Here is a 21,930-nt window from a genome sequence, read left to right as displayed (position 1 = left end):
ACGCGGTGGCGCGGTGTCGGTTCGACGTGCAAACTGACCGCGTGACCGCTCGTTACGACCTCGCCGGCCTGCCCGGCCGCCCGTGCACCATCGCCGCCGCCCTGGAACTGGTGGGCGAGCGCTGGTCGCTGCTGGTGGTGCGGGAGGTCTCGCTGGGCAACCACCGCTTCAGCGACATCGCCCGCGGCACCGGGGCGCCCCGCGACCGGCTGACCGCGCGGCTCAACGCGCTGGTCGCCGCCGGGGTGCTGGAGCGCCGGCAGTACAGCGACTCCCCGCCCCGCTCGGGTTACCACCTCACCCCGTCGGGCCGGGACCTGCTGCCGGTGCTGCAGGCGCTGCTGCAGTGGGGTGACCGCTGGGCCGCCGAGGAACCGCCGGTACGGCTCACGCACGCGCCGGAGGGCTCCGAGGAGCACACCGTCGACGCCGAGTGGGTGTGCCGGACCTGCGGCGCGCCGGTCAACTCCTCGCGGGTCGAGCGGGTGCTGACCCCCGTCGGCCGGGCGCTGTCCGGGCTGCCCGCGGAGGAGCGGCATGAGCACTGAGGCCGACCCCGCGACCGACGCCCCGGACGCCTGGGGGGAGCCGCGCTCGCGCACCGTCACCTGGTACGACCCGATGGTCACCGCGGCCGGTGGCCAGGTGCGGTCGGGGCTGGAGACGCTGGAGGCCATCCGCGACGGCGTGCTGCCGCCGGCCCCGATCGCGGCGCTGGTGCAGATGGACGTCGTCGCCGTGGAGGTGGGCCGGGTCGAGTTCGGGTGCACCGTCGACGAGTCGGTCTACAACCCGATCGGCGTCGTGCACGGCGGGCTGGTGTGCACGCTGCTCGACACCGTCGCGGGCTGCGCGGTGCACTCGACGCTGCCGCAGGGGGTCGGCTACACCTCGATCGAGCTCAAGGTGGCCTACCTGCGGGCGGTCACCCGGGACAGCGGGCGGCTGACCGCCGTGGGCACGGTGGTCAAGCCCGGCCGACGGGTGGCCTTCGCCGAGGGGCAGGTGCTCGACGCGGCCGGCCGGGTCGTGGCGACGGCGTCGAGCTCGCTGCTGGTGTTCCCGCTGCCGTCCTGAGCCCGACTCGCCCGACGGGGCGAGGTGCGCACTCGCTGCTAGCGGCGGCGGACCACGACGTCGTCGGTGCAGGTCGCCGTCGAGCGCAGCCGGCGGAAGCCGACGCCGGCGTCCTCGAGCCACTGCAGCGCCGACAGCTCCCCGGCGGTGCACGCCTCGGCCTCCTCGCCGGGCCCGGCGTCGACGCGCACCACGACGCGGTGGCTGAACGCCGTCAGCGTGGAGTCGTAGGTGGTGCTGCCCTCCTCGGTGAACGCGGAGGCGAACAGGTCGTGCTCGGCGGCGTGGGCGCGCAGCCAGGCGCGCCGGTCGTCGTCGAGACCGTCGAGGACGCCGCGCACGACGACGCGGTAGGTGCGGCTGGACACGGCGGGCGAGGTTAGCCGCGGCCGGCCGCCGCGGTCACCCGGATTCCCCACGGAACCGGTCGACGACGAGCTCCGGGACGACGTAGGGCTCCCCCGGCACCGCCTTCTCCGGGAAGTCGAAGACGGCGACCATCGACTGCATCGGGTAGTCGGGCGTGAGCGCCACCTCGCGCACCACCGCGCCGTCCACGGAGAACGCGGCGCCGTCGGGCCGCCAGTCGACGGCGTAGGTGTGCCAGTCGGCGACGTCGATCCCGGGGCACGGCGCGGCGAAGTCGTCGACCAGCCGCGGGTCGCGGAAGGGGTGCACCCCCATGCCCACGGCGGCCCCCTCGACCGGGTCGACGGCGTCGCCGAACACCTCCATGACGCACAGCTCGCCGCAGCGCTCCGGGGAGTCCTCGAACCCGACCAGCCACCAGGCGACCATCGACCGCGGCGTCACGGTCGCGCGGGCGCGCATCTCCAGCCGCCCGTAGCGCGGCGTCCAGCCCCGGTGCGCGGGCTGCTCCTCGCGGACGACGGCGCCGGGGCGCACCGGCTGCTGGCCGACCGTGCTGCCGACCGGCCCGGAGAAGACGCCGGACTGGATGCCGGAGACCCGCAGCGGCGGGTGGTCGTCGGGGCACCACAGCGGCGTCTCGTCGGGCAGGTACAGCCGCAGGCAGGAGTCACGGACCTCGTAGCGGGCCGCCGTCGCCGCGCGGGAGCTCCACTGCGGCAGGTAGTGCGGGACCCAGACCCCGCGGTCGAGGTCGGCGCCCGCGAAGTCGTCCGCGAAGTCGTCGGGGGACCCGGTCACCGCGACTGGAGGGCGTCGAGCGCGACGGCCATCGACGCGGCGACGCGGAAGTCCAGCCGGGCATCGGGGACGGAGACGTCGTAGCGGTCGCGGACCGACTTGCGCCGCTCGACGACGAGCACCGGCCGTCCCGTCGCGGTGTCGGTGAAGTCGAAGTGGAAGACGAACGGCACCCACACGTCGCCGAGCCACGGGATGAACTGCCAGATCCGGCGCAGCACGGCGATGACCGGGCGGCGCTCGCGGCCCACCGCGGTCAGCCCCGGCACCGACAGGTCCCAGGTGGAGCGCAGGAGGCTCGCGCCGAAGCGCTTGCCGAACGAGCCGAGGACCCGGCCCTGCTCGTCGTACACGTCGTGCTCGGCGTGCACGTCGAGCCGCTGGCGGGCGCGGAAGGAGAACACCGGCCGGGTGCGGTCCTCGTCGGCGGTGAAGACCACCTCCTCCTTGAGCTTCAAGCGCTTCTGCTGGGCCATCGCCAGCAGCTCCCCCGGGCTCCCGTCGGGCGCCACCGCGCGCACCTCGTAGCGGTTGACCATCACGGTGATCCGCTGGTGGACGGTGAAGCGCGGCACGACCATCGCGGCCGGCTGGTCGGCGTACGGCATGGTCACGGCAGCACCTCCGGATCGGGTCGGGCCTCCATCCTGGCCGTCCCGTCCAGAGACGCGCGGTGCGCGACCGGGTTGGTTCTCAGAGTCTTGGTCTCACCCAGCGGGTGCACAACCGCTGTGTCAGGCTCGATCGCGGTGGGGAGCAAGCCCCCCAGGTTCGCGGAGGTCGTTGTGGTGCAGGAGTCCCGTCGCGTCGGTGTCGCTGTGGTCGGACTCGGGGGTGCGGTCGCGACGACCGCGGTCGCGGGCCTGGAGCTCGTCCGGATCGGAGCGGCCGGCACCGACGGCCTGCCGCTCGCCGGTCTGCAGGTGGCCGGCGGCCCGGCCGAGGAGACGACGGGCCTGGTCGGCTACGACTCCCTCGTCGTCCGCGGCTGGGACCTCGACGGCTCCGACCTGCGCAAGGCCGCCGAGCAGCACGCCGTCCTCGACTCCCGCCAGCTCGAGCAGGCCGGCCCGGCGCTCTCGGCGCTGACCCCCTGGCCGGCGGCCGGCGACGCCGACTTCTGCCGCAACGTCACCGGCGGCAACGTGGTGCTCGCCGAGACCCGCCGCGCGCAGGTCGACGCCGTCCGCGCCGACCTGCGGCGCTTCCGCGAGGAGGAGTCCCTCGACGGCCTGGTGCTGGTGAACCTCGCCTCCACCGAGCGCTGGCCCGACCCGGCGGCGCCGGCCCTGCAGACGATCGAGGCCTTCGAGGCGGCCCTCGACGCCGACGACCGGGCGATCACGCCGGCGATGGTCTACGCCTACGCGGCGATCGCCGAGGGCGTCGGCTACGTCAACTTCACGCCGTCGCTGGCCGCCGACGTACCGGCGCTGGTGGCATTCGCCGAGCGGCGCGGCGTCCCGGTCGCCGGCAAGGACGGCAAGACCGGCCAGACGATGATGAAGACCGTGCTGGCGCCGGCGTTCCGGGCCCGCGCGCTCACCGTCGAGGGCTGGTACTCCACCAACATCCTGGGCAACCGCGACGGCCTGGCCCTCGACGACCCCGACTCGCTCAACAGCAAGCTGCAGACCAAGGGCAGCGTCCTCGACTCGATCCTCGGCTACCCGGTCGAGGACCACGTCGTCCGGATCGACTACTACCGCCCGCGCGGTGACCAGAAGGAGGCCTGGGACGCCATCGACCTGGTCGGCTTCCTCGGCCAGCGCATGCAGATCAAGGTCGACTTCCAGTGCCGCGACTCGATCCTCGCCGCACCGCTCGCCGTCGAGCTGGCCCGCCTCACCGACCTCGCTCAGCAGCGCGGCGAGGGCGGCGTCCAGCGCCAGCTGGGCTGGTTCTTCAAGGCGCCGATGACCGCTGACGGCAGCGTCCCCGAGCACGCGTTCCACCAGCAGGAGACGACGCTGCTCGACTGGCTGGCCGCCGGCGCCACCTCGCGGTGACCGGGTTCGCCCCCTCCCCCGTCGGGACGCTGCACCCCTTCGCCCAGCTGCGCCCGCTGCTCGCCGAGATCGGCGACGCCAAGCGGGTCCGCGTGGCCGGCGGGCCGAGGTCCCTGGCCGAGCAGGCCTTCGCCCGCACCTGGGCGCGGCTGGTCGCCGGTGAGGACGTCGCCGACGTGGCGTACTCCGAGACGGCCGCCGCGGTGGCCCGCGCGCGACTGGCCGGGATCGACGCCGGCGTGCTCACCACGGCCGGGCTCTCCGACGGCGAGTCGCTCGACGTGCTGCGCCGCGGCTTCGACGAGGTGGCCGGCCCGCTCGAGGCGGGGCTGCGCGAGCGGCTGCGCGCGGCACTGGGCCCGCTGCCCTCCCCCGCCGCCGCGCCGGCCCTGGCCGGGACGCTCAACGCCCAGCCACGCGCCGGTGCGACCGCGCCGGGCAAGCCCCGGATCGTCGTCGAGCCGCCGGAGAGCCACGGCGACCACTGCCTCACCGTCGCCGTCTACGGCGTGCTGGTGGCGCCGGTGGTCGGTGCCGACCCGGTGGCGCCGTTCCTCCTCGGTGTGGCCCACCACCTGCACAACGTCGTCCTGCCCGACGCCGGGTTCGCCGGTGAGGTGCTCCTCGGCGACGCCCTGGAGCGGGTGACGGCCACGCTGGAGGAGCGCGAGCTCGCCGCGCTGCCGGGCCCGCTGGCCGCCCGGGTGCGGGAGGTGCTGGCGCTGCGGCCGGGTGCCGACGTCCCCGAGGCGCGCGCGTTCCACGCTGCCGACGTCCTCGACCGCGTGCTGCAGGTGCACCACCACGCGCGGGCCGCGGCGTTCACCTCGGCGCAGGCGCTCGACGACCTCGACCTCGTGCACGCCGGGCCGGTCCAGGCCTACCACCTGGACGTCCTGGCGGCGGCCGGGCTGTGACCGGCGTCCTCCTCGACGCACCCGTCGTCGACGGGATCCCGTTCGCGCGGGCCGGCCGCGAGGACCTGCGGGCCGAGGTGGCCGGGCTGCTCGCCGCCGGCGAGACCGACCGCGCGCGCGTGCTGCTGCTGGCCGACGCCGACGACTGGTGGACCGAGCCGCCGCCCCCACCCGAGCAGCTGGCCCGCGTGCCGGCCGCGCGCACGCTGCGCGAGGCGATGGGCCTGCTCGGCATGGGCCGCGTGGCCGACTACTTCGCGCACCGCTGGTCGGACCCCACGCACCTGGCCGGCCTGGCGCTGCTCCAGCGGCACTGGCCGGGGAGCCGTCCGGTCGTCGACGTCGCCTGCGGGACCGGCGCGCACCTGCGCGAGCTGTCCCGGCGGGGCGTGCGCGACCTGCTCGGCGTCGACGTCGTGTGGGCCAAGCTGTGGCTGGCCCGGCGGTTCGTCTGCCCGGAGGCGCGCTACGTGTGCGCCGACCTCACCGCGGCCCCGCACCTCGCCGTCCGCCGGCCGGCCTACGTCATGTGCCACGACGCCTTCTACTTCCTGCGCGACAAGCCGGCCGCCGCCGCGGCGATGCGCGCGCTGGCCGGCGACGGTGGGACCGTCGTCGTCGGGCACGCGCACGTGGCCGACCCGCACGGCGAGCCGCTGACGCCGGAGGGCTACGCCGGGGTGCTCGGCACCGGCCTGCTCTACGACGACGCGGAGCTGACCCGCTCGCTGCTCGAGGGCCGCCCGCCGCGGCCGGCCGCCCCCGCCGACCTGCACGGCAGCGAGGCGATCGCCCTGGTGGCCGGCGACCCGCTCGCGCCCGCCCCGGTCGACCTCGGCGAGCCGCTGCCGCCGCTGACCCCCAACCCGCTCTACCGCGACGGCGTGCTGACCTGGCCGAGTGGGCGCTACGCCGCCGAGTACGGCCCCCGCTCGTCCCACCTGCCGGAGCGCTGGCCCGACCCGCTGCCCGCCGACGCCGCGCGCCGCCGGCTGCTCGTCGACCTCCCGGAGGAGTGGTGAACACGCCGGCCTCCCGTCGAGATCACGTGATCTCGCACCTCCCGGCACCTTCCAGCGTGCGAGATCACGTGATCTCGCCACAGGAGGGGACACGGTGAGCGGGACCGGCACGGTCGGCTGGGGCATCGCCGGGTGCGGCTGGGTGGCCCGCGACCACGCGCTGCCCGCGCTGCTCGCCGTCGACGGCGCCCGGGTGGTGGCGCTGCACGACCTGGACCCGGCGGCGCTGGAGCGCATGCCGGTCGAGGGTGCCGCCCGCACGACGGACCTGGCGCAGTTCCTCAGCACGCCCGGCCTGGACGCGGTCTACGTGGCGGTCCCCAACGCCGGGCACCGGCAGCTGGTCGAGGCGGCCGCCGCCGCGGGCAGGGCGGTGCTGTGCGAGAAGCCGCTGGCTGCCGACGCCGGCGACGCGCAGGCACTCGTCGACGCGTGCGAGCGGGCCGGGGTGCTGCTCGGCACCGCCTACGACCAGCGCTGGCACCCCGCCCACGTGCGGCTGCGCGACCTGGTGCCCGAGCTGGGCACGGTCACCGCCGTCCGCATCGTCTACTGCTGCTGGCTGCCCGGGGACTGGACGCCCGACGGCCGCCCGCACGACAACTGGCGGGTCGACCCCGCCCGCGCCGGCGGCGGCGCCGCCATCGACCTCGCCCCGCACGGCCTGGACCTCGCCGGCACGCTGCTCGGCGAGGACGTCACCTCGCTGTCGGCGCTGCTGCAGACCCGGGTGCACGACTACGGCGTCGACGACGGCGCGCTGCTCACCGGCAGCACCGACGGCGGGGTGCTGGTCAGCCTGCACGTCGCCTTCAACACCCCCGACGCGCTGCCCCGGCGCCGGCTCGAGGTGGTCGGCACCCGCGGCATGGCGGTGGCCGTCGACACGATGGGCCAGACGGCGGGAGGCTCGCTGACGCTGTACCGCCCCGACCCGGTGGACGTGCCGTTCGCCGACACCCCGCCGTTCGAGGCGCAGTTCGCCGCCTTCACCGACGCGGTCGCCGGCCGCACGCGGTGGCCGTACGACGCCGCCCGCGACCTCGACCTGCACCGCCTGCTCCTCACCGCTCTCTCCGGAGGAACCTCGTGACCCCGCCCGACGTCCCCTCGGCCATCGACCGCAGCACCGACCCGGCCGCCGACCCCGGCGCCCGGCACGGCACCAGCCAGGTCGACACCAACCCCTACCGCGGCCTGCTGCCCGACCTGCCCGCCTACGCCTGCACCAACTGCGGGCACTGGCAGCGCTGGCCGGCGCCCGGGCCGCAGGTCTGCCCGGTCTGCGCCGACGTCCGCAACGCGCTGCCCGAGCACGGCTTCGAGTTCGTCACCGACAAGCAGGCCGACGAGCTGGTCACCGGCTTCTGGCGGCCGGCCGCGGTCGACGGCGTCACCGAGTTCGGCACCGAGCCGCGCTTCGGCCTCGACAGCCGCGGCTGGGTGATCGAGAGCGACATCGGCCTGGTCGGCTTCGAGTGCGCGCCCTGGTACACCGCCGACATGCTCGCCGAGCTGCACCGGATGGCCGCCGAGAAGGGCGGTTTCCCCGTGCTGGCCTCCAGCCACGTGCACGGCTACGGCGCGCTGTGGCAGCTGCAGCAGGAGCTCGAGCCGCGGGTCGTCTGCGTCAACGTGCACGACCTGGTCTGGACCAAGGCCTTCCGCGTCACCTGGCCGGCCGACGACGTCCTGGAGCTCGCCCCCGGCCTGACGCTGCACCGCACCGGCGGGCACTTCGCCGGGCACTCGGTGCTGCACGACTCCCGCCGCGGGATCCTCTTCTGCGGCGACTCGCTCAAGGTCGACCTCTCCGGCGACGGCGAGCCGGTGGCGCTGAGCGCGCACAAGGCGTTCCACGCCCAGATCCCGCTGTCGCACGGCGAGCTGCGCGAGATGCTCGCCGTCGTCGCGGAGCTGGACTTCGGCACGGTCGCGACGCCGTTCGAGATGGTCCCCGGCGTCACCACCGACCACGTCGTCCACCTGGTGCAGCGGCTGCTGTCCGGGCCACCGGACGCCGCTCCCGTCGCGCTGGCCGACCTGTGACCGCCGTCGGGACGACGCCGTCGCAGCGGTACCGCGACTCGTTCCCCGTCCCGGTCGAGGACTTCGCCATCGAGGGCATCGACGTCCTCGAGGTGCCGCTGCACTCGGCCGTCCTGCCGCCCTCGGAGCTGCACCCGGGCGGCAGCGGGCTCGGTTACGGCGCCACCCGCGAGGAGGCCCGCACCGGCGCGATGGGCGAGATGGCCGAGATGGCGCTGTCGCTGCGGGCGCACACCGGCGTCGAGCGGGAGCGGGGGGCGTTCGCCGAGATGACCCGCCGGCACGGCCGCGACCGGGTCGCCGACCCCCGCGAGCTGTGCCTGGAGGCCGGCAGCCCGTACGACGACGACCGCCCGCTGCAGTGGCTGCCGATGACCCGGCTGCGCGACGGCGAGCGGGTTCTGGTGCCCGCCGAGCTGGTCGCGAGCGCGCCGGGCGACCTGCCCGGCGACCCCCCGCCCGGCGGGTGGCTCACCACGGTCGTCACCAACGGCCAGGGCGCGGCCTTCGACGCGGACCGCGCGGTCACCCACGCGCTGCTGGAGGTGCTGCAGCGCGACGGCAACGCGACGGCGTTCCGGGCGATGGACCGCGGCGTCGTCGTCGACCTCGCCGGGCTCACCGACCCCGACGCGCTCGCGCTGCTCGACCGCCTCGACGGCGCCGGCATCGACGTCGTGGTCAAGCTCGCGACCACCGACTTCGGCGTCGTCGACGTCTACGCCGTCGGGTGCTCGCGGGACGGCTCGGAGCCGGTGCCGGTGATGGCCACGGCGTGCGGCGAGGCGGCGCACCCCGACCGGGACACCGCCGTCCGCAAGGCGCTGCACGAGTTCGCCTCGGCCCGCGCGCGGAAGGCGTTCATGCACGGGCCCTTCGACGTCGTCCTGCCGGCGACCCCGCCGGGGTACCTGGAGCACTGGCGCGGCGGGCACCCGCCGGAGCGGCTGGTGGAGGAGGACCGCGCGCTGCAGGCGATGCTCGAGTGGACGCGGATGGGCACCGCCGCGCTGGTCGACCTGCTGCAGGACACCGTGCTGTCCCGCCGGTCCACCGTGGCGCTGGCCGACCTGCCCACCTGGCGCGGGGACGACCTGCACGCGCACGTCACCGGGGCGGTGCAGGCCGCCGGGCACGACGTGCTGGTGGAGCTGCAGCCCTCCGTCGGCGACGCGGTCGCGGCCAAGGTGCTGGTGACCGGGCTCGAGGTGGAGACGATGAGCTACGGCCGGATCGGCGAGCGCGGCGTGCGCCGGCTGATCGAGCGCTCCGACGACGCCCACCCTCCCCTGGCGGCCGTCGGCGCCGACCCCGGCGGGTGGGCGCGGGTGCACCTGACGCCCGGGGCCGAGGAGCGCCTGGGCGGGCCGGCGTGGTTCGACCGCGCCGGGGCCGAGCGGCGGGTGGGTGCGCTCTACGCGCTGTACCGGGAGCCGGGCCGGCACGTGGTCGCGGAGGTCCTCGGACAGTGAGCCTCCGGTACGCCTACAACACCAACGGGCTGACCTCGCACCGGCTGTCGGACGCGCTGACCTTCCTCGCCGACTGCGGCTACGCCGGGGTGGCGCTCACCCTCGACGTCGTCCACCTGGACCCGTTCGCCCCGGACGCTCATCGGCAGGCCGAGGCGGTGCGGCGGCGGTGCGACGAGCTGGGGCTGGACGTGGTGGTGGAGACCGGCGCGCGCTTCCTGCTCGACCCGCGGGCCAAGCACGAGCCGACGTTCGTCACCGCGTCGGCCGAGGGGCGGGCGCGGCGGCTGGCGTACCTGCGGCTGGCCTGCGACCTCGCGGAGGTCCTGGGCGCGGAGGCGGTCAGCTTCTGGGCCGGCGTGCCGAAGCCGGGCGTGGACCGCGACGCCGCCTGGGGCTGGTTCGCCGACGGCGTGCGCGCACTGGTCGACAGCCACGGCGGCCGCTCCTACGCCCTCGCCGTCGAGCCGGAGCCCGGGATGCTGGTCGAGGACTGCGACGACTGGGCGCGGCTGGCCGGGCAGGCGCCGGGGATCACGCTGGCGCTCGACACCGGGCACTGCGTCGTCGCCGGGGCGTACGCGCCGGAGGAGGCGGTGGCCCGCTTCGCGGGGCACCTGGGCACGGTCGCCGTCGAGGGGATGCGCCGCGGGGTGCACGACCACCTGCCGCTCGACGAGGGTGACGTCGACCTGCCCGCGGTGCTGCGGGCGCTGCGGGATGCCTCCTTCGACCGGCTGGTGACGCTGGAGCTCTCCCGCGACGGGCACCGCGCGCACGAGATGGTGCCCCGCTCGATCGAGACGCTCCGGAAGGCCGAGGCGGCGGCGTGAGGATCTGCTTCGTCAGCCGGCGCTACTGGCCGGCGGTGAGCGGGATGAGCGTCTACGCGGAGAACCTGCTGCGCGAACTGGTCGCGCTGGGGCACGAGGTGGTGCTGGTCAGCCAGTACCGCGACGACGAGGCCGGCACCCGCGTCTACGGCGGCGGCCCGCCCCCGGCCGACCGCGTGCCCGCCGGCGTGCAGGTGCACGCGCTGCCCAGCCGCGGGGAGACCGTCGCCCCCGCAGACTGGGAGGGCGACATCGGCGAGATCGTGCGCACGGTGCTGGACCTGCACGCCCAGCGCCCCTTCGACGTGCTGCACGCGCAGTACGGCTACCCACCGGGGCTGGCGGTGCTGGCCGCCTCGCGGGAGACCGGGGTGCCGGCGGTGGTGAGCATCCAGGGCGGCGACGGGCACTGGGTGGGCACCTGCTGCACCACCCACGCGCACGCGATGGGGACCGTCGTCGACGCCTCGTCCGCGGTGCTGATCGGCAGCGCCAGCTTCCGCGACGAGGTGGTGGGCAACCTCGGCTCGGACCCCGCGCGGTTCACGATCGTCCCGGGCGCCACCGACACCCGACGGTTCACGCCCGCCGAGCGGCCGCTGGGCTCGCTGCAGGACCCGCCGGTGCTGCTGTTCCACGGCCGCGTCGACCGCCGCAAGGGCGTGCTCGACCTGCTGGAGGCGCTGCCCGACGACGTGCGACTGGTGGTCTCGGGCATCGGCCCCGACCTCGACGAGGCCCGCGCGCGGGCCGACGCGCGGACGACGTTCCTCGGCTACGTCCCGCCCGACGAGGCGCCGGCGGTCTACCGCTCGGCCGACGTCTTCGTCAGCCCGACCTACAGCGAGGGGTTCAGCAACACACTGCTCGAGGCGATGGCCAGCGGGCTGCCCACGGTGAGCACCGACAGCGTCGGCGTCGTCGACTGCCTGCGCGACGGCGAGAACGGCCTGCTGCACACCCCGGGCGACCTCGCCGGCCTGCGGGCGGCACTGGACCGGCTGCTCTCCGACGCCGCCCTGCGCGCCCGGCTGGCGACGGCGGCGCTGGAGGAGGTGCGCCGGCTGTACTCGTGGCCGGTGCTGGCCCGCTCGATCGACGACGTCTACCGCTCGGTGGCCGGGACGACGCCGTCCGCCGGCTGGACCATGCCGCCGGAGGTCGACCTCGCCTGCCGGTTCCGCTCCGCCGCGCACCTGCTGTGAGGGTCGTGCGGTGAGGGTCGTGGCGGTCAGCCCGCACCTCGACGACGCCGCGTTCTCCGTGGGCGGCACGCTGGCCGCGCTCGCCGGCGCCGGGCACGAGGTCACCGTGGTCACCTGCTTCACCGCGAGCGTGCCCGACCCCGCGGGCTTCGCGCTCGCCTGCCAGCTCGACAAGGGCCTGCCGGCCGACGTCGACTACATGGCCCTGCGCCGCGCCGAGGACGCCGCGGCGATGGCCGTGCTCGGCACCGGGTCGCTGTACCTGGACCTGCCCGAGGCGCCGCATCGCGGGTACACCGGCGCGCCGGACCTCTTCGCCGGGGTGCACGAGGGCGACGACACGTGGCGCTCGGTGGGCGCCGCCCTCGCCGACGTCCCGGGCGACCTCTGGCTGGCGCCCCAGGCACTGGGCGGGCACGTCGACCACCTGCAGGTCCTGCGCGCGGTGGCCGCGCTCGGCCGGCCGGTGCTGTGGTGGCGCGACTCGCCGTACGTGCTCCGCGAGCCGGACGCCGCGCCGGGCCCGGACCTGCCCGGCGGGCTGACGCCGCTCGAGCTGCCGCAGGACCTCCCCCGGCGGGCCGACGCCTGCGCCTGCTACGCCACCCAGCTCGGCTTCCAGTTCGGCGGGCCGGAGCAGATGCGCGCGGCGCTGGCCGGCCTGCCCGAGGTGCTGCTGGCCGACACCCGGGCGCACGAGCTGGCCGCCGCGGTGGTGTCCCCGGCTCGCTAGTGCTCTGCCCACCACTGTGGGCAGAGCACGAGCGAGCGCAGGACCACCTCCCGGCTCCCGCCTTCGAGCTCTGCCCACGATCGGGGGCAGAGCTCGAAGGCGGGAGAGGTCAGAGCGGCTGCAGGGCCCGCCAGGCGGTCCAGGCGCTGGCGATCATCTCCCGCAGGTCGCGGGTGGCGCGGAAGCCGAGGTCCCGGGCGATCCGGTCGACGGCGGCGACCACGCGCGCCGGGTCCCCCGGGCGGCGGCCGGCCACCTCCGGCGTCGTGTCCGCGCCGGTGACCCCGGCGACGACCCGCAGCACCTCCCGCACGCTGCTGCCCTCGCCGCGGCCGACGTTGTACGTGCCCCCGGGGCGGCCGGCGGTCAGCGCGCGGACGGCGGCGACGTGGGCGTCGGCGACGTCGGAGACGTGCACGAAGTCGCGCACCGGGCTGCCGTCGGCGGTGGGGTGGTCGTCGCCGAACAGCACCGGCGGCCGTCCGGCGTCGAGGGCCTCGAACACCAGCGGCACGAGGTTGGCCGCACCGCGGTCGCCGAGCTCGGGCGCCGCGGCACCGGCCACGTTGAAGTAGCGCAGGCTGGTGGCGGCCAGGCCCCAGGCGGCGCAGTCGCGCAGCAGGTCCTCGCCGGCGGCCTTGGTCCGGCCGTAGGGCGACAGCGGGACGCGGGGCGTGTCCTCGTCCACCCGGTCGACGTCGGGCATGCCGTACACCGAGGCGCTCGAGGAGAACACGAACCGGGTGACGCCCTTGGCGCGGCAGCCCTCGAGCAGCGCGACCAGGCCCTCGACGTTCTCGGCCCAGTAGAGCAGCGGGTCGGCCACCGACTCGGCCACCTGCTTCTTCGCCGCCAGGTGCACGACGCCGGTGACGCCGTTCTCCCGCAGCACCCGCCGGACCATGCCGCGGTCGCGCACGGAGCCGACCTCCACCGGCACCTGCGGCAGACCGGCGAGCCGGCCGGCGTCGCCGGTGGACAGGTCGTCGAGGACGACGACGTCCTCCCCCGCCGCCACCATCGCGTGGACGACGTGCGCCCCGACGTACCCGGCGCCCCCGGTGACCAGCCAGCTCACCCGCCCAGCCTGCCGTGTCCGCCGCCGGGCCGCGCGTCAGGACAGGCGCTGACGGAGGTGGACGGCGACCTCCTGCCCGGCCCGGTCCTTGCCGATGGCCGAGCAGACGGCCTTCCGCAGCGGGAGCCAGTGCGGCCCCTCCCCCGACGGCATGCAGGTGGCGGCGAAGTCGTGGCCGTCGACGGTGCCGGTGACCTTCACGGCGCGGCGGGTGCCGAACAGCTCCGCCGAGCCGGGCACGGTCACGTAGGTGGCGAAGGCGCCGTCCTTCTCGATGGGTGCGGTGAACGAGGCGTCGATCTCCTGAGGGGTCACGGGGGGCAGACTGGGCGCACCCGCAGGACTCATCGGGCCGATGCCGCGAGATCGGAGCCGTCCATGACCGACCAGGCCCTCGTCGTCTACGTGAAGCCCGGCTGTCCCTTCGCCGCGAAGCTCCGCACGAAGCTGACGCTCGCCCGTGTCCCCCACCGGGCGGTGCGCTTCGCCGACGACCCCGAGGGCGCCGCCGCGGTCCGGGCGCACCACCCGCAGGGCTTCGAGGTCTCCCCCACCGTCGTCGTGGATGGGCGGTACCTGACCAACCCGAGCCTGCGCGAGGTCCGCGAGGCGATGGCCGCCCGCTGACGCCGGGAACCGTCCCCGGGCGGCCCTACGCTGCCGGCCACCTGGACCCCGGTGGGAGGAGCGGTCGTGATCCGGACGTACCCGCACGGCGTGACCTGCTGGATCGACACCGAGCAGCCCGACCCGGACGCCGCGGCGGCCTTCTACGCCGGCCTGTTCGGCTGGACCTTCACCGACGCCGTGCCGCCCGGCGTCCCGGGCTCGTACCTGGTCGCCACGCTCGACGGGCAGGACGTCGCCGCGGTCGGCCCGGGCGGGGACACCGGAGCCGGCACGGCGGTCTGGAACACCTACGTCGCCGTCGACGACGCCGACGCGACCGCCGCGCGGGTGCCGGGGCTCGGCGGCACGGTGACCTCGGACCCCGAGGACGCCGGCCCCGGCGGCCGGACGGCGGCGTGCACCGATCCGCAGGGTGCGCCGTTCCGGCTCTGGCAGGCCCGCCGCCGTCCCGGCGCGCAGCTCACCAACGTGCCCGGCGCCTGGAACTTCTCCGACCTGCACACCCCCGACCGGGCGGGCGCGATGGCCTTCTACGGCCCGCTGTTCGGCTGGCGCGACGCCGACATGGCCCAGGACGCCGGCGTGATGATCCAGGTGCCCGGCTACGGCGACCACCTGGCGGCCACCGTCGACCCCGGCATCCACGAGCGGCAGGCCTTCGCGCCGCCCGGGTTCGCCGACGTCATCGGCGGCCTGCTGGTCACCGCCGACGAGCCGGCGCACTGGCACGTCACCGTCACCGTCGCCGACCGGGACGGGGCCGCCGCCACCGCCGAGCGGCTCGGCGCCACCGTCCTGCGGTCGGCGGAGGACACCTGGACCCGGAACGCCCTGCTGCGCGACCCGCAGGGCGCGGAGTTCACCGTCAGCCAGTTCACCCCGCCCGACGTGGGTGGGTGAGCGGTCTGTCCGGCGAGCCGGCGGCCAGCCGGTCGGCCGCGGCGCCGTGCAGCCGCCCCGCGGGCTGGGGACGCCCGCAGACGGCGAGCAGCAGGTCCTGCGCGCGGCCCTCGACCACCTCGCCCTCGCCGTGGGACCAGTCGGCGTCGGTGGCCCGCAGCCGCACGCCGGTCAGGTCGACCCCGAAGAACCGGAGCTGCTTCGGCCGCAGTCCGGACAGGACCAGGGCGCACCGTTCCGGCGAGGCGTGCCGGTCGTCGACGCCGAGGGCGGCCGACACGTCGAGGCCGTGGATGACGTCGTGCGACAGCGCCCCGAGCGGGCCGCCGCCGGGCGGGGACCACTCGAAGTCCACGTTGTCCCGCAGCGACGCCAGCAGCTCGTCCGTGGACAGCTCGGCGGCGTCGCGGCGGGCGGCCCGGTCGGCGAAGCGGTCGAAGCTGCCCCGCGCCCGCAGCATCCCGCGCAGCACCCGCCCGGTCGGCCAGCGGAAGGGCATCGTGGTGTGGGCGAGCACCTCCTTCGCCCGCCAGCCCGAGCACAGGCTCGGCGCGTTCCACTGCTCGGCGGTCAGCGACCCGAACAGCGCCAGGTGCTCGCGGCGCTCCGCCGCCGTCGCCGCGCGGATCTCCTCGTCGGTCGTCACGCCGTCCCCTTCGTCCGTCGTCCCGTCGCACGGCAGACGGCGCCGGTGTCCCGGACTCATCGGTGCGGCGCCGGTGCTGCTCGCCGGGCCGTGGCGACGGCGCGAGGCGGTGCGCCGGGTCGCCGTCGCGCGGGGGACGCCCGCGCGCCACGCTGGCTCGGCCCCCTGGTCGGCGAGGTGCTGCTGACCTACCGCGAGGCCCCGGCCGACCGGCCGCGCGAGCTCGCCGCGTTCCTCCCGACCACGGCGGGCTGGGAGCGCGGCCAGGCCGCCGGCGTCCCGCCGCGGGTGGTCCGCCGGGTCCCGGTGCCCACCCGTGCACCGCGCCGAGACCCGCAGCGCGGGTACCGGCCGGCGGCAGCAGGTGCTCGGCGCCGTCGTCGACGTGCGGCCGACCCTGCCCCGCCCGGAGCGGGACACGCTGCGCCCTCCTGCACGACTGCGCGGTGCACGGCTGGCCCTCCCGGGTGCGCGACCGCGACCCCGCGACGTTCCGCGAGCACGTCCTCGGCCGGGTGGCCTGGGCCGGGTCGGTCGACCCGGTGCCCGGTGCCCGGCTGCTCGACCTCGCCGGGCGCATCGACTGGGACGCACCCGGGACGGCATGATCACGGGCGTCCCCCTGCTGACCTCCGAGAGGGGAACCGTGTCCCTCCCTCCCTCCCGGCCGTCCCGGAACCCGCTCGACGGCAGGGTCGCCGTCGTCACCGGCGCGAGCAGCGGCATCGGCGCCGCGACGGCGCGGGCGCTGGTGGCCGCCGGCTGCCGTGTCGCGCTGCTGGGCCGCCGCGGCGACCGCCTGCAGGCCGTCGCCGACGGCACCGCCGACCCCGGGCGCACGCTCGTCGTCGCCGCTGACGTCTCCGACGGGCTCGACCTCGCCGACGCCCTCGACGCGCTGCACGACCGGTTCGGCCCCGCCGACCTCGTGGTGGCCGGCGCCGGCGTCCTCACCGGCGCGCCGTTCGAGGACGGCGTGCCCGCGGAGTGGATCGAGATGATCGACGTCAACCTCGGCGGCATCCTGCGCACCGCGCAGACCTTCGCCCGCGACCTGCTGGCCACCGCCGAGACCGGGCGCGCCGCCGACCTGTTCCTCATCGGCGCGCTGGCCGGGCAGGTGCGCTTCCCCGGCTACGCCGTCTACTCGGCGGTGGAGGCGGCCGTCGCCCAGCTGGCCCGGGCGCTGCGCGCCGAGTACGGCCGGCGCGGCGTGCGGGTGCACGTCGTCGCGCCCGGCCTCACCGACACCGACCTCGGCTCGGAGATCAGCCACGACGGCACCGCCCGCGGCTGGGCCGAGCACCGCGACGCCGTCGTCCCGATGGACCCCGACGACGTCGCGCGGACGGTGCTGTTCGGTGCCGGCCTGCCGCCGGGGGTCAACCTCGCCGAGCTGCTCGTGCTGCCGACCCGCCAGGACCCCTACCTGCCCACGCGGCGCGGGACGGGGGTCCGGTGAGGGGCACCCCGCGCGCCGAGGAGGCGCGCCCCTCGGTGCTGGGCCGTCTGATCCGGCTGGCCGACTCCGACGCCGCCGCGGCCGGCGTGCTGCTGGCCGCCACGCTGGTCGCGCTGGTGTGGGCCAACGTGCCCGGCTCGACGTACGAGGCGACCTGGCACACGCCCCTCGCCGTCCGGCTGGGCGACGCCGCGCTCGAGATGGACCTGCGGCACTGGGTGAACGACGCGCTGATGGCGGTGTTCTTCTGCCTCATCAGCCTGGAGGTCAAGCGCGACCTGGTGCTCGGCGAGTTCCGCGACACCCGGCGCATCCGCATCCCGGTCGTGGCCGCGCTGGCCGGGCTGGCCGTGCCCGCGCTGGTGTTCCTCGCGGTGACCGGGATCAGCGACCAGCCCGGCGAGGCACGGGCGGCGTGGGGCGTGGTGATCTCCACCGACACCGCGTTCGTGCTCGGCCTGCTGGCGGTGGTGGGCCGGGCGGTGCCGGTGAACCTGCGCGCGTTCGTGCTGGCGCTGTCGGTGGTCGACGACGTCGGCGCGCTGGCCGTCATCGCCGTCGCCTACACCGACGAGCTCACGCTGCTGCCGCTGGCGGTCGCCGTCGTCGGGCTGCTCGCCGTCCTCGCGCTGCGCCGGATGCGGGTCTGGCGTGGCTGGGCCTACCTGCTGCTCGCGGTGCCCGTCTGGCTGGGCGTGCTGGCCTCCGGTGTGCACCCGACGGTGGCCGGCGTCGCCATCGGCCTGCTGCTGCCGGTGTACCCGCCCAGCGCCGACGAGGTGGACGCCGCCGAGGCCGCGGCGCGGGCGTACGGGCGCACGCCGACGTCGAGCGGGGCGCACCGGGCGGTGCTGAGCCTGACCCGGTCGGTGTCGGTGAACGAGCGCGGTCAGCGGCTGTTCCGGCCGTGGGTCAACCTGGCCGTCGTCCCGGTGTTCGCGCTGGCCAACGCCGGCGTCGTGCTCAGCGGGGAGACGCTGGCCGCGGCGGCGACGTCCGGGCTGACCTGGGCGATCGTGGCGGGGCTCGTCGCCGGCAAGGTCGTCGGCGTGACCACCGCGTCGCTGGCCGCCGTCCGGCTCGGCGTCGGCCGGCTGCCCTCGGGGCTGTTCCCGCGGCACGTGCTCGCCGCCGGGGTGCTCAGCGGGATCGGGTTCACGATCTCCCTGTTCATCATCGACCTGGCGCTCGAGGACCCCGTCCTGGCGGCCGAGGCGCGCATCGGCGTGCTCGCCGCCTCGGTGATCGCGGCGCTGCTGGCGCTGGCCGCGGTCGCCGTCGTCCGCGCCGTCGACCGCTCGCGGCTGCCCGGCCGGCAGCGGCTCTCCCGGCCGGTGCGCGCCGACCGGGACCACGTGCGCGGCCGGGTCGGCGCGCCGATGGAGCTGGTCGTGCACGCCTCGTTCGTGTTCACCAACGCCGGGCGCACCGCCGAGGTGGTCGACGAGCTGCGGCAGGTCCTGGGCGAGGACCTGGTCTTCGTCTACCGCCACCTGCTCACCGACGACCCGATGTCGGCGCGCGCCGCCGAGGCGGCCGAGGCGGCGGACACGCAGGCGCGGTTCTGGCCGATGCACGACGCGCTGGCCGCCCGCGCCGGCCGGCTCGACGACCGGGCGATCCGGCGCTGCGCCGTCGACGCCGGGCTCAACCTCGCCCGGGTCGACGACGCGCTGGCCTCCGGCGCGCACGCCGCGCGGGTCCGGGAGGACGACGACGACGCCCGCGCGATGGCCCTGGACGAGCCGCCCCGCTTCTTCGTGAACGGTCAGCTCTACGACGGCCCGCTCGACGTGGGCGCGATGCGCACGGCGCTGGAGCAGACGGCCGGACGGTCCCGGAGCAGGCCCCCGGCCGCCGCGGTCCCGGCCGACGCACCGGTCGACGCACCGGCCGAGGACGCGCTGCCGGTGCGGACACCGGCCACCCGCGAGCCGTTCGACGCGGAGCCGGTGGCGTGACCGGGCCGGACGGGACGAGGCCGGTCACGGGGCGGCGGGCCGTGGTGATCGGGCTGCCGCTGCTCGCCGACGCGGTGGTGGCCGAGCTGACCGCGGCCGGTGCGCTGGTCGAACAGGTCGGCTCGGCACGGGAGCTGGTCGGCGCCGCCGACGGCGTCCGCGCGCGGCTGGGCACCGTCGACCTGGTCGTGGCCGTGCTCGGCGGCGTCGGCGGCGGTCCGTTCGGGCTGTCGCCGGCAGAGCGGTGGGCGGAGATCATCGAGCAGGGCGCCGGGGACGCCGTGCTGGCCGCGCGGGCGTTCCTCGACGACCTGCTGACCGCGGCGGCCAACGACTCCGCGGCCGACCTCGTGCTGGTCGGATCGGCGGCGGCCTCGGAGCTGGTGCCGGCGTTCGCGGTGCACGCCGCCACGGCCGCCGGAGCCGCCCAGCTCGCCCGCACGCTGCGGCTGGAGCTGGGCGGCACGCTGGTACGGGTGCGGCACGTCGCCGTCGGCTGGGTCTCCCCGCGGGCCGCGGCCGACAGCGGGGACGCGCTGACCCCGGAGGACGTCGCGCGGACGGTGCTGTTCACCCTGACGCTGCCGCCCACCACGAACGTCGCCGAGGTCTCGCTGCTGACCACCCGGACCGGCTGAGCGGCAGCCCCCGCGATGAGTTCCGCCGTCGCCCCGGGTCTCCCCCTCGACGGTGACCGGAGGAGGCAGACGTGGCCGAGCGTCCCAGGAGGGCCCCGCGACGGGGAGGCGTCGTGAGCGCCGTGTCCCCGCCACGGGTGGCGGCCGCGGCCGGCGCGGCGTTCGCGGCGAGTTCGGCCTGGTACGCGGCCTTCGGGAGCCGGCTGGCGCGTCTCGACGACGCCTACGCCGGACCGTCCCCGTCGCCCACCGTGGTCGTCCCGGTGGAACTGCTGCGCAGCGGCGTGGTCGCCACCGCGGTGTCCGTCCTCGCCGACCGCCTCCCGGCCCGTGGCCCGCGCGAGGCGCTGGCGCTCGGTGCCGGGCTCTGGGCCGCCTTCCCGGCCGTGCTCCTGACCGGGTCCGTGGTTCACGAGAAGGTCCCCTGGCAGCAGGCGGCGATCCACGCGGGCGACTGGTTGGGGAAGCTGCTGCTGGTGAGCGCCGTCGTCACGGGGCGCCGCACGGCCTGAGCGGGTGCGCCGGCGCCGGGTCCCGGCAGCTCGGACGCGGCGCCGGCGCACACGCTCGTCCTCGACCTGCACACTTCCTCGGGTTCGCTGCCAACGCCCTGGGTAGGGCGCGGGGACGGCAGCGGCCGGGCCGACCGGGTCCGGCCCCGGAGGTGTGGGGAGACGACCATGGCACTGCCCGATCGGGACTCGGTACGGGACTGGGTGGGCAAGACGGTGGTCGACCGGCACGGTGCGGAGATCGGCACGATCACGCACCTGCTCGCGGACGAGGACACCGGCGCACCGGAGTGGCTCTACGCCGACATGGCGGGCACGTCCGTCGTGGTCCCGCTGTTCGACGCGACCGAGGCCGGCGACCAGGTGCAGGTGGTCGTCGACCGCGGCCTGGTCGACGGTGCGCCGCGCTACGGCGAGAGCCGCGAGCTGACCACCGACCAGGAGGCAGCGCTCTACCGGCACTACGGCATCGCGACCTCCACCGAGGACTCCGACAGCCTGCTGCCGGCGCCCGACGCCGAGGTGCCGGCGACGACGGCCGCGGCCACGACCGCGGCGTCCGAGGGGGTGTCCGCGCCCCCGCCGGTCAGCACGCCCGCGCCGGTGACCGAGGAGGTCGAGGAGCTCCCGCCCCCGCCGCCGGTGGCACAGCCCGGTGACCGCGACTTCGGCCGCGCCGAGGGGACCGGCGGCGGACGGCCGACCGCGGGGATCGCCGGCGCGGTCGCCGCGGTGCTGGCACTGGGCGGTGTGGTGTTCTCCGTGCTGCGCCGCCGGCAGCAGCAGCCGACGGTGCGGGTGTCCCGGGGGGCACGCCGGACGGGACGCAAGGCCGCGAAGATCAGCCGCAGGACGCGACGGGCGGGACGCAGCCAGGCCGTGAAGGCGTCCCGGGTCGCGCGCCTCACCGGCCGCCGGGCCGCGCGGCGGGCGCAGGCCGCCCCGGCGACCGGGCGCGCGCGGGTGGAGCACCTGGTGGCCGCGGCCGCCCCGGCGGTGGCCAACGTCGCCCAGTCGGTGCGCGAGGCGGCCCTCACCAGCGCGTCCGCGGCGGGGCCGACGGTGGCGAAGACCGCGCAGTCGGTGCGCCAGGCGGCACTCAGCGGCGCATCCGTGGCGGGCCCGGCCGTGGCCGACGTCGCCCAGCGGCTCGGCGAGGCCACCCGCTCGGGCGCGTCCGCGGCCGGGCCGCTGCTGGCGACCACCGGGCACGCGCTGCAGACCGGCGCGAACGCCGGCGCCGACCTCACCCGGCAGGTCGTGGAGGTCGGCAGCGAGCTGGCCGCCGCCGCGCTGTCCCGGGTGGCCGAGGCCGGTTCCGAGCTCGGCTCGACCGGCCTGCGCGCGGCGATGAAGGTCGGCGGCGCGATCGAGTCGGTGCCCGAGGAGGTCGCCGAGGCCGGCCACCGGATCAGGAAGACCGGCAAGCGGGCCGCCCGGCTCACCTCGCTGGGCCTCGGCGCCGGCGCGGGCTACGTCGTCGGTGCCCGCTACGGCGACTACGCGCAGATCCAGCAGGCCGCCGCGCGCCTCACCGGCCGGGGCTGACAGCGCCGCCCGCTCCCGGTGCGGCTCCGACCGCACCGGGAGCGGGGGGCCGTCCGCACTCGTTGTGC

General features: G+C 76.5%; 25 protein-coding genes. 19 read left to right on the top strand and 6 right to left on the bottom strand.

Translation table 11 applies throughout. The features are described 5' to 3' along the window. Positions 1–41: 41 nt before the first annotated feature. Positions 42–548, top strand: a complete 507-nt coding sequence (locus HLV61_RS19070) for a winged helix-turn-helix transcriptional regulator (RefSeq protein WP_369258247.1) — start codon at positions 42–44, stop codon at positions 546–548. After that, entirely contained in the window at positions 538–1,077 is a 540-nt protein-coding gene (locus HLV61_RS19065; RefSeq protein ID WP_369258245.1) for a PaaI family thioesterase, read from the top strand. Before HLV61_RS19070 ends, HLV61_RS19065 begins: the two co-directional genes overlap by 11 nt. A gap of 38 nt (positions 1,078–1,115) precedes the next feature. Here HLV61_RS19065 and HLV61_RS19060 read toward each other — a convergent pair whose 3' ends face one another. From HLV61_RS19060 to HLV61_RS19050, 3 genes are read right to left on the bottom strand one after another with little or no spacing between them, the layout of a single operon-like run. Further along, positions 1,116–1,445, bottom strand: a complete 330-nt coding sequence (locus HLV61_RS19060; protein WP_369258243.1) for a DUF6204 family protein — start codon at positions 1,443–1,445, stop codon at positions 1,116–1,118. A 34-nt stretch (positions 1,446–1,479) separates the two neighbouring features. Continuing rightward, positions 1,480–2,247 (bottom strand): glycoside hydrolase family 16 protein, encoded by a 768-nt coding sequence (locus HLV61_RS19055; RefSeq protein WP_369258241.1) that lies wholly within the window; start codon positions 2,245–2,247, stop codon positions 1,480–1,482. Beyond that, positions 2,244–2,855, bottom strand: coding sequence for a hypothetical protein (locus HLV61_RS19050; protein ID WP_369258280.1), 612 nt, complete (start codon positions 2,853–2,855; stop codon positions 2,244–2,246). Before HLV61_RS19050 ends, HLV61_RS19055 begins: the two co-directional genes overlap by 4 nt. A gap of 210 nt (positions 2,856–3,065) precedes the next feature. On the opposite strand from HLV61_RS19050, the gene HLV61_RS19045 reads away from it, so the two are divergent. The 9 genes from HLV61_RS19045 (at position 3,066) to HLV61_RS19005 (ending at position 12,487) form a co-directional block, all read left to right on the top strand. Then, a complete protein-coding gene (locus HLV61_RS19045) occupies positions 3,066–4,256 on the top strand; it encodes an inositol-3-phosphate synthase (RefSeq protein ID WP_369258239.1) in 1,191 nt (396 codons plus the stop codon). Beyond that, a complete protein-coding gene (locus tag HLV61_RS19040) occupies positions 4,253–5,173 on the top strand; it encodes a hypothetical protein (protein ID WP_369258237.1) in 921 nt (306 codons plus the stop codon). Before HLV61_RS19045 ends, HLV61_RS19040 begins: the two co-directional genes overlap by 4 nt. Continuing rightward, positions 5,170–6,195, top strand: coding sequence for a class I SAM-dependent methyltransferase (locus HLV61_RS19035; protein ID WP_369258235.1), 1,026 nt, complete (start codon positions 5,170–5,172; stop codon positions 6,193–6,195). The genes HLV61_RS19040 and HLV61_RS19035 overlap by 4 nt, the downstream gene beginning before the upstream one ends. 94 nt (positions 6,196–6,289) lie before the next feature. Beyond that, positions 6,290–7,288 carry a Gfo/Idh/MocA family protein gene (locus HLV61_RS19030; protein ID WP_369258233.1) on the top strand — a complete coding sequence of 333 codons (999 nt, stop codon included), beginning with the start codon at positions 6,290–6,292 and terminating at the stop codon, positions 7,286–7,288. Further along, positions 7,285–8,244, top strand: coding sequence for an MBL fold metallo-hydrolase (locus tag HLV61_RS19025; protein WP_369258231.1), 960 nt, complete (start codon positions 7,285–7,287; stop codon positions 8,242–8,244). The genes HLV61_RS19030 and HLV61_RS19025 overlap by 4 nt, the downstream gene beginning before the upstream one ends. Beyond that, entirely contained in the window at positions 8,241–9,716 is a 1,476-nt protein-coding gene (locus tag HLV61_RS19020; RefSeq protein WP_369258229.1) for a YcaO-like family protein, read from the top strand. Before HLV61_RS19025 ends, HLV61_RS19020 begins: the two co-directional genes overlap by 4 nt. Beyond that, positions 9,713–10,549, top strand: a complete 837-nt coding sequence (locus HLV61_RS19015; RefSeq protein WP_369258227.1) for a sugar phosphate isomerase/epimerase family protein — start codon at positions 9,713–9,715, stop codon at positions 10,547–10,549. Before HLV61_RS19020 ends, HLV61_RS19015 begins: the two co-directional genes overlap by 4 nt. Further along, entirely contained in the window at positions 10,546–11,754 is a 1,209-nt protein-coding gene (locus tag HLV61_RS19010; RefSeq protein ID WP_369258225.1) for a glycosyltransferase family 4 protein, read from the top strand. The genes HLV61_RS19015 and HLV61_RS19010 overlap by 4 nt, the downstream gene beginning before the upstream one ends. A gap of 10 nt (positions 11,755–11,764) precedes the next feature. Next, positions 11,765–12,487 carry a PIG-L deacetylase family protein gene (locus HLV61_RS19005; RefSeq protein ID WP_369258223.1) on the top strand — a complete coding sequence of 241 codons (723 nt, stop codon included), beginning with the start codon at positions 11,765–11,767 and terminating at the stop codon, positions 12,485–12,487. Positions 12,488–12,596: 109 nt separating this feature from the next. On the opposite strand, the gene galE is transcribed toward HLV61_RS19005, so the two are convergent. Together galE and HLV61_RS18995 are read right to left on the bottom strand one after the other, a co-directional pair. Continuing rightward, a complete protein-coding gene (gene galE / locus HLV61_RS19000) occupies positions 12,597–13,565 on the bottom strand; it encodes a UDP-glucose 4-epimerase GalE (RefSeq protein ID WP_369258221.1) in 969 nt (322 codons plus the stop codon). A 36-nt stretch (positions 13,566–13,601) separates the two neighbouring features. Further along, positions 13,602–13,880 (bottom strand): DUF1905 domain-containing protein, encoded by a 279-nt coding sequence (locus HLV61_RS18995; RefSeq protein ID WP_369258219.1) that lies wholly within the window; start codon positions 13,878–13,880, stop codon positions 13,602–13,604. A 63-nt stretch (positions 13,881–13,943) separates the two neighbouring features. On the opposite strand from HLV61_RS18995, the gene HLV61_RS18990 reads away from it, so the two are divergent. Then, positions 13,944–14,192, top strand: coding sequence for a glutaredoxin family protein (locus HLV61_RS18990; protein ID WP_369258217.1), 249 nt, complete (start codon positions 13,944–13,946; stop codon positions 14,190–14,192). 66 nt (positions 14,193–14,258) lie between these two features. Next, complete coding sequence (locus HLV61_RS18985; protein WP_369258215.1) at positions 14,259–15,095, top strand: VOC family protein; 837 nt, start codon at positions 14,259–14,261, stop codon at positions 15,093–15,095. Here HLV61_RS18985 and HLV61_RS18980 read toward each other — a convergent pair. Beyond that, positions 15,070–15,741: a maleylpyruvate isomerase family mycothiol-dependent enzyme gene (locus HLV61_RS18980; protein WP_369258213.1), complete on the bottom strand. Its 672-nt coding sequence runs from the start codon at positions 15,739–15,741 to the stop codon at positions 15,070–15,072. The genes HLV61_RS18985 and HLV61_RS18980 overlap by 26 nt on opposite strands. A gap of 446 nt (positions 15,742–16,187) precedes the next feature. On the opposite strand from HLV61_RS18980, the gene HLV61_RS18975 reads away from it, so the two are divergent. The 6 genes from HLV61_RS18975 (at position 16,188) to HLV61_RS18950 (ending at position 21,862) form a co-directional block, all read left to right on the top strand. Then, positions 16,188–16,349, top strand: coding sequence for a hypothetical protein (locus tag HLV61_RS18975; RefSeq protein ID WP_369258211.1), 162 nt, complete (start codon positions 16,188–16,190; stop codon positions 16,347–16,349). 38 nt (positions 16,350–16,387) lie between these two features. Further along, entirely contained in the window at positions 16,388–17,203 is an 816-nt protein-coding gene (locus HLV61_RS18970; RefSeq protein ID WP_369258209.1) for an SDR family oxidoreductase, read from the top strand. After that, positions 17,200–19,164, top strand: a complete 1,965-nt coding sequence (nhaA, locus tag HLV61_RS18965; RefSeq protein WP_369258207.1) for a Na+/H+ antiporter NhaA — start codon at positions 17,200–17,202, stop codon at positions 19,162–19,164. Before HLV61_RS18970 ends, nhaA begins: the two co-directional genes overlap by 4 nt. Next, complete coding sequence (locus HLV61_RS18960; RefSeq protein WP_369258205.1) at positions 19,161–19,802, top strand: SDR family NAD(P)-dependent oxidoreductase; 642 nt, start codon at positions 19,161–19,163, stop codon at positions 19,800–19,802. The genes nhaA and HLV61_RS18960 overlap by 4 nt, the downstream gene beginning before the upstream one ends. Before the next feature lie 113 nt (positions 19,803–19,915). Further along, positions 19,916–20,314 carry a DUF1761 domain-containing protein gene (locus HLV61_RS18955; protein WP_369258203.1) on the top strand — a complete coding sequence of 133 codons (399 nt, stop codon included), beginning with the start codon at positions 19,916–19,918 and terminating at the stop codon, positions 20,312–20,314. Positions 20,315–20,482: 168 nt separating this feature from the next. Beyond that, positions 20,483–21,862 (top strand): PRC-barrel domain-containing protein, encoded by a 1,380-nt coding sequence (locus HLV61_RS18950; RefSeq protein WP_369258201.1) that lies wholly within the window; start codon positions 20,483–20,485, stop codon positions 21,860–21,862. Positions 21,863–21,930 lie beyond the last annotated feature (68 nt).

The organism is Geodermatophilus amargosae (assembly GCF_041028265.1).
Taxonomy (GTDB): domain Bacteria; phylum Actinomycetota; class Actinomycetes; order Mycobacteriales; family Geodermatophilaceae; genus Geodermatophilus; species Geodermatophilus amargosae_A.
The sequence above is the reverse complement of the archived record's forward strand: the minus strand, read 5'-3'. Positions and strand labels throughout refer to the sequence as shown.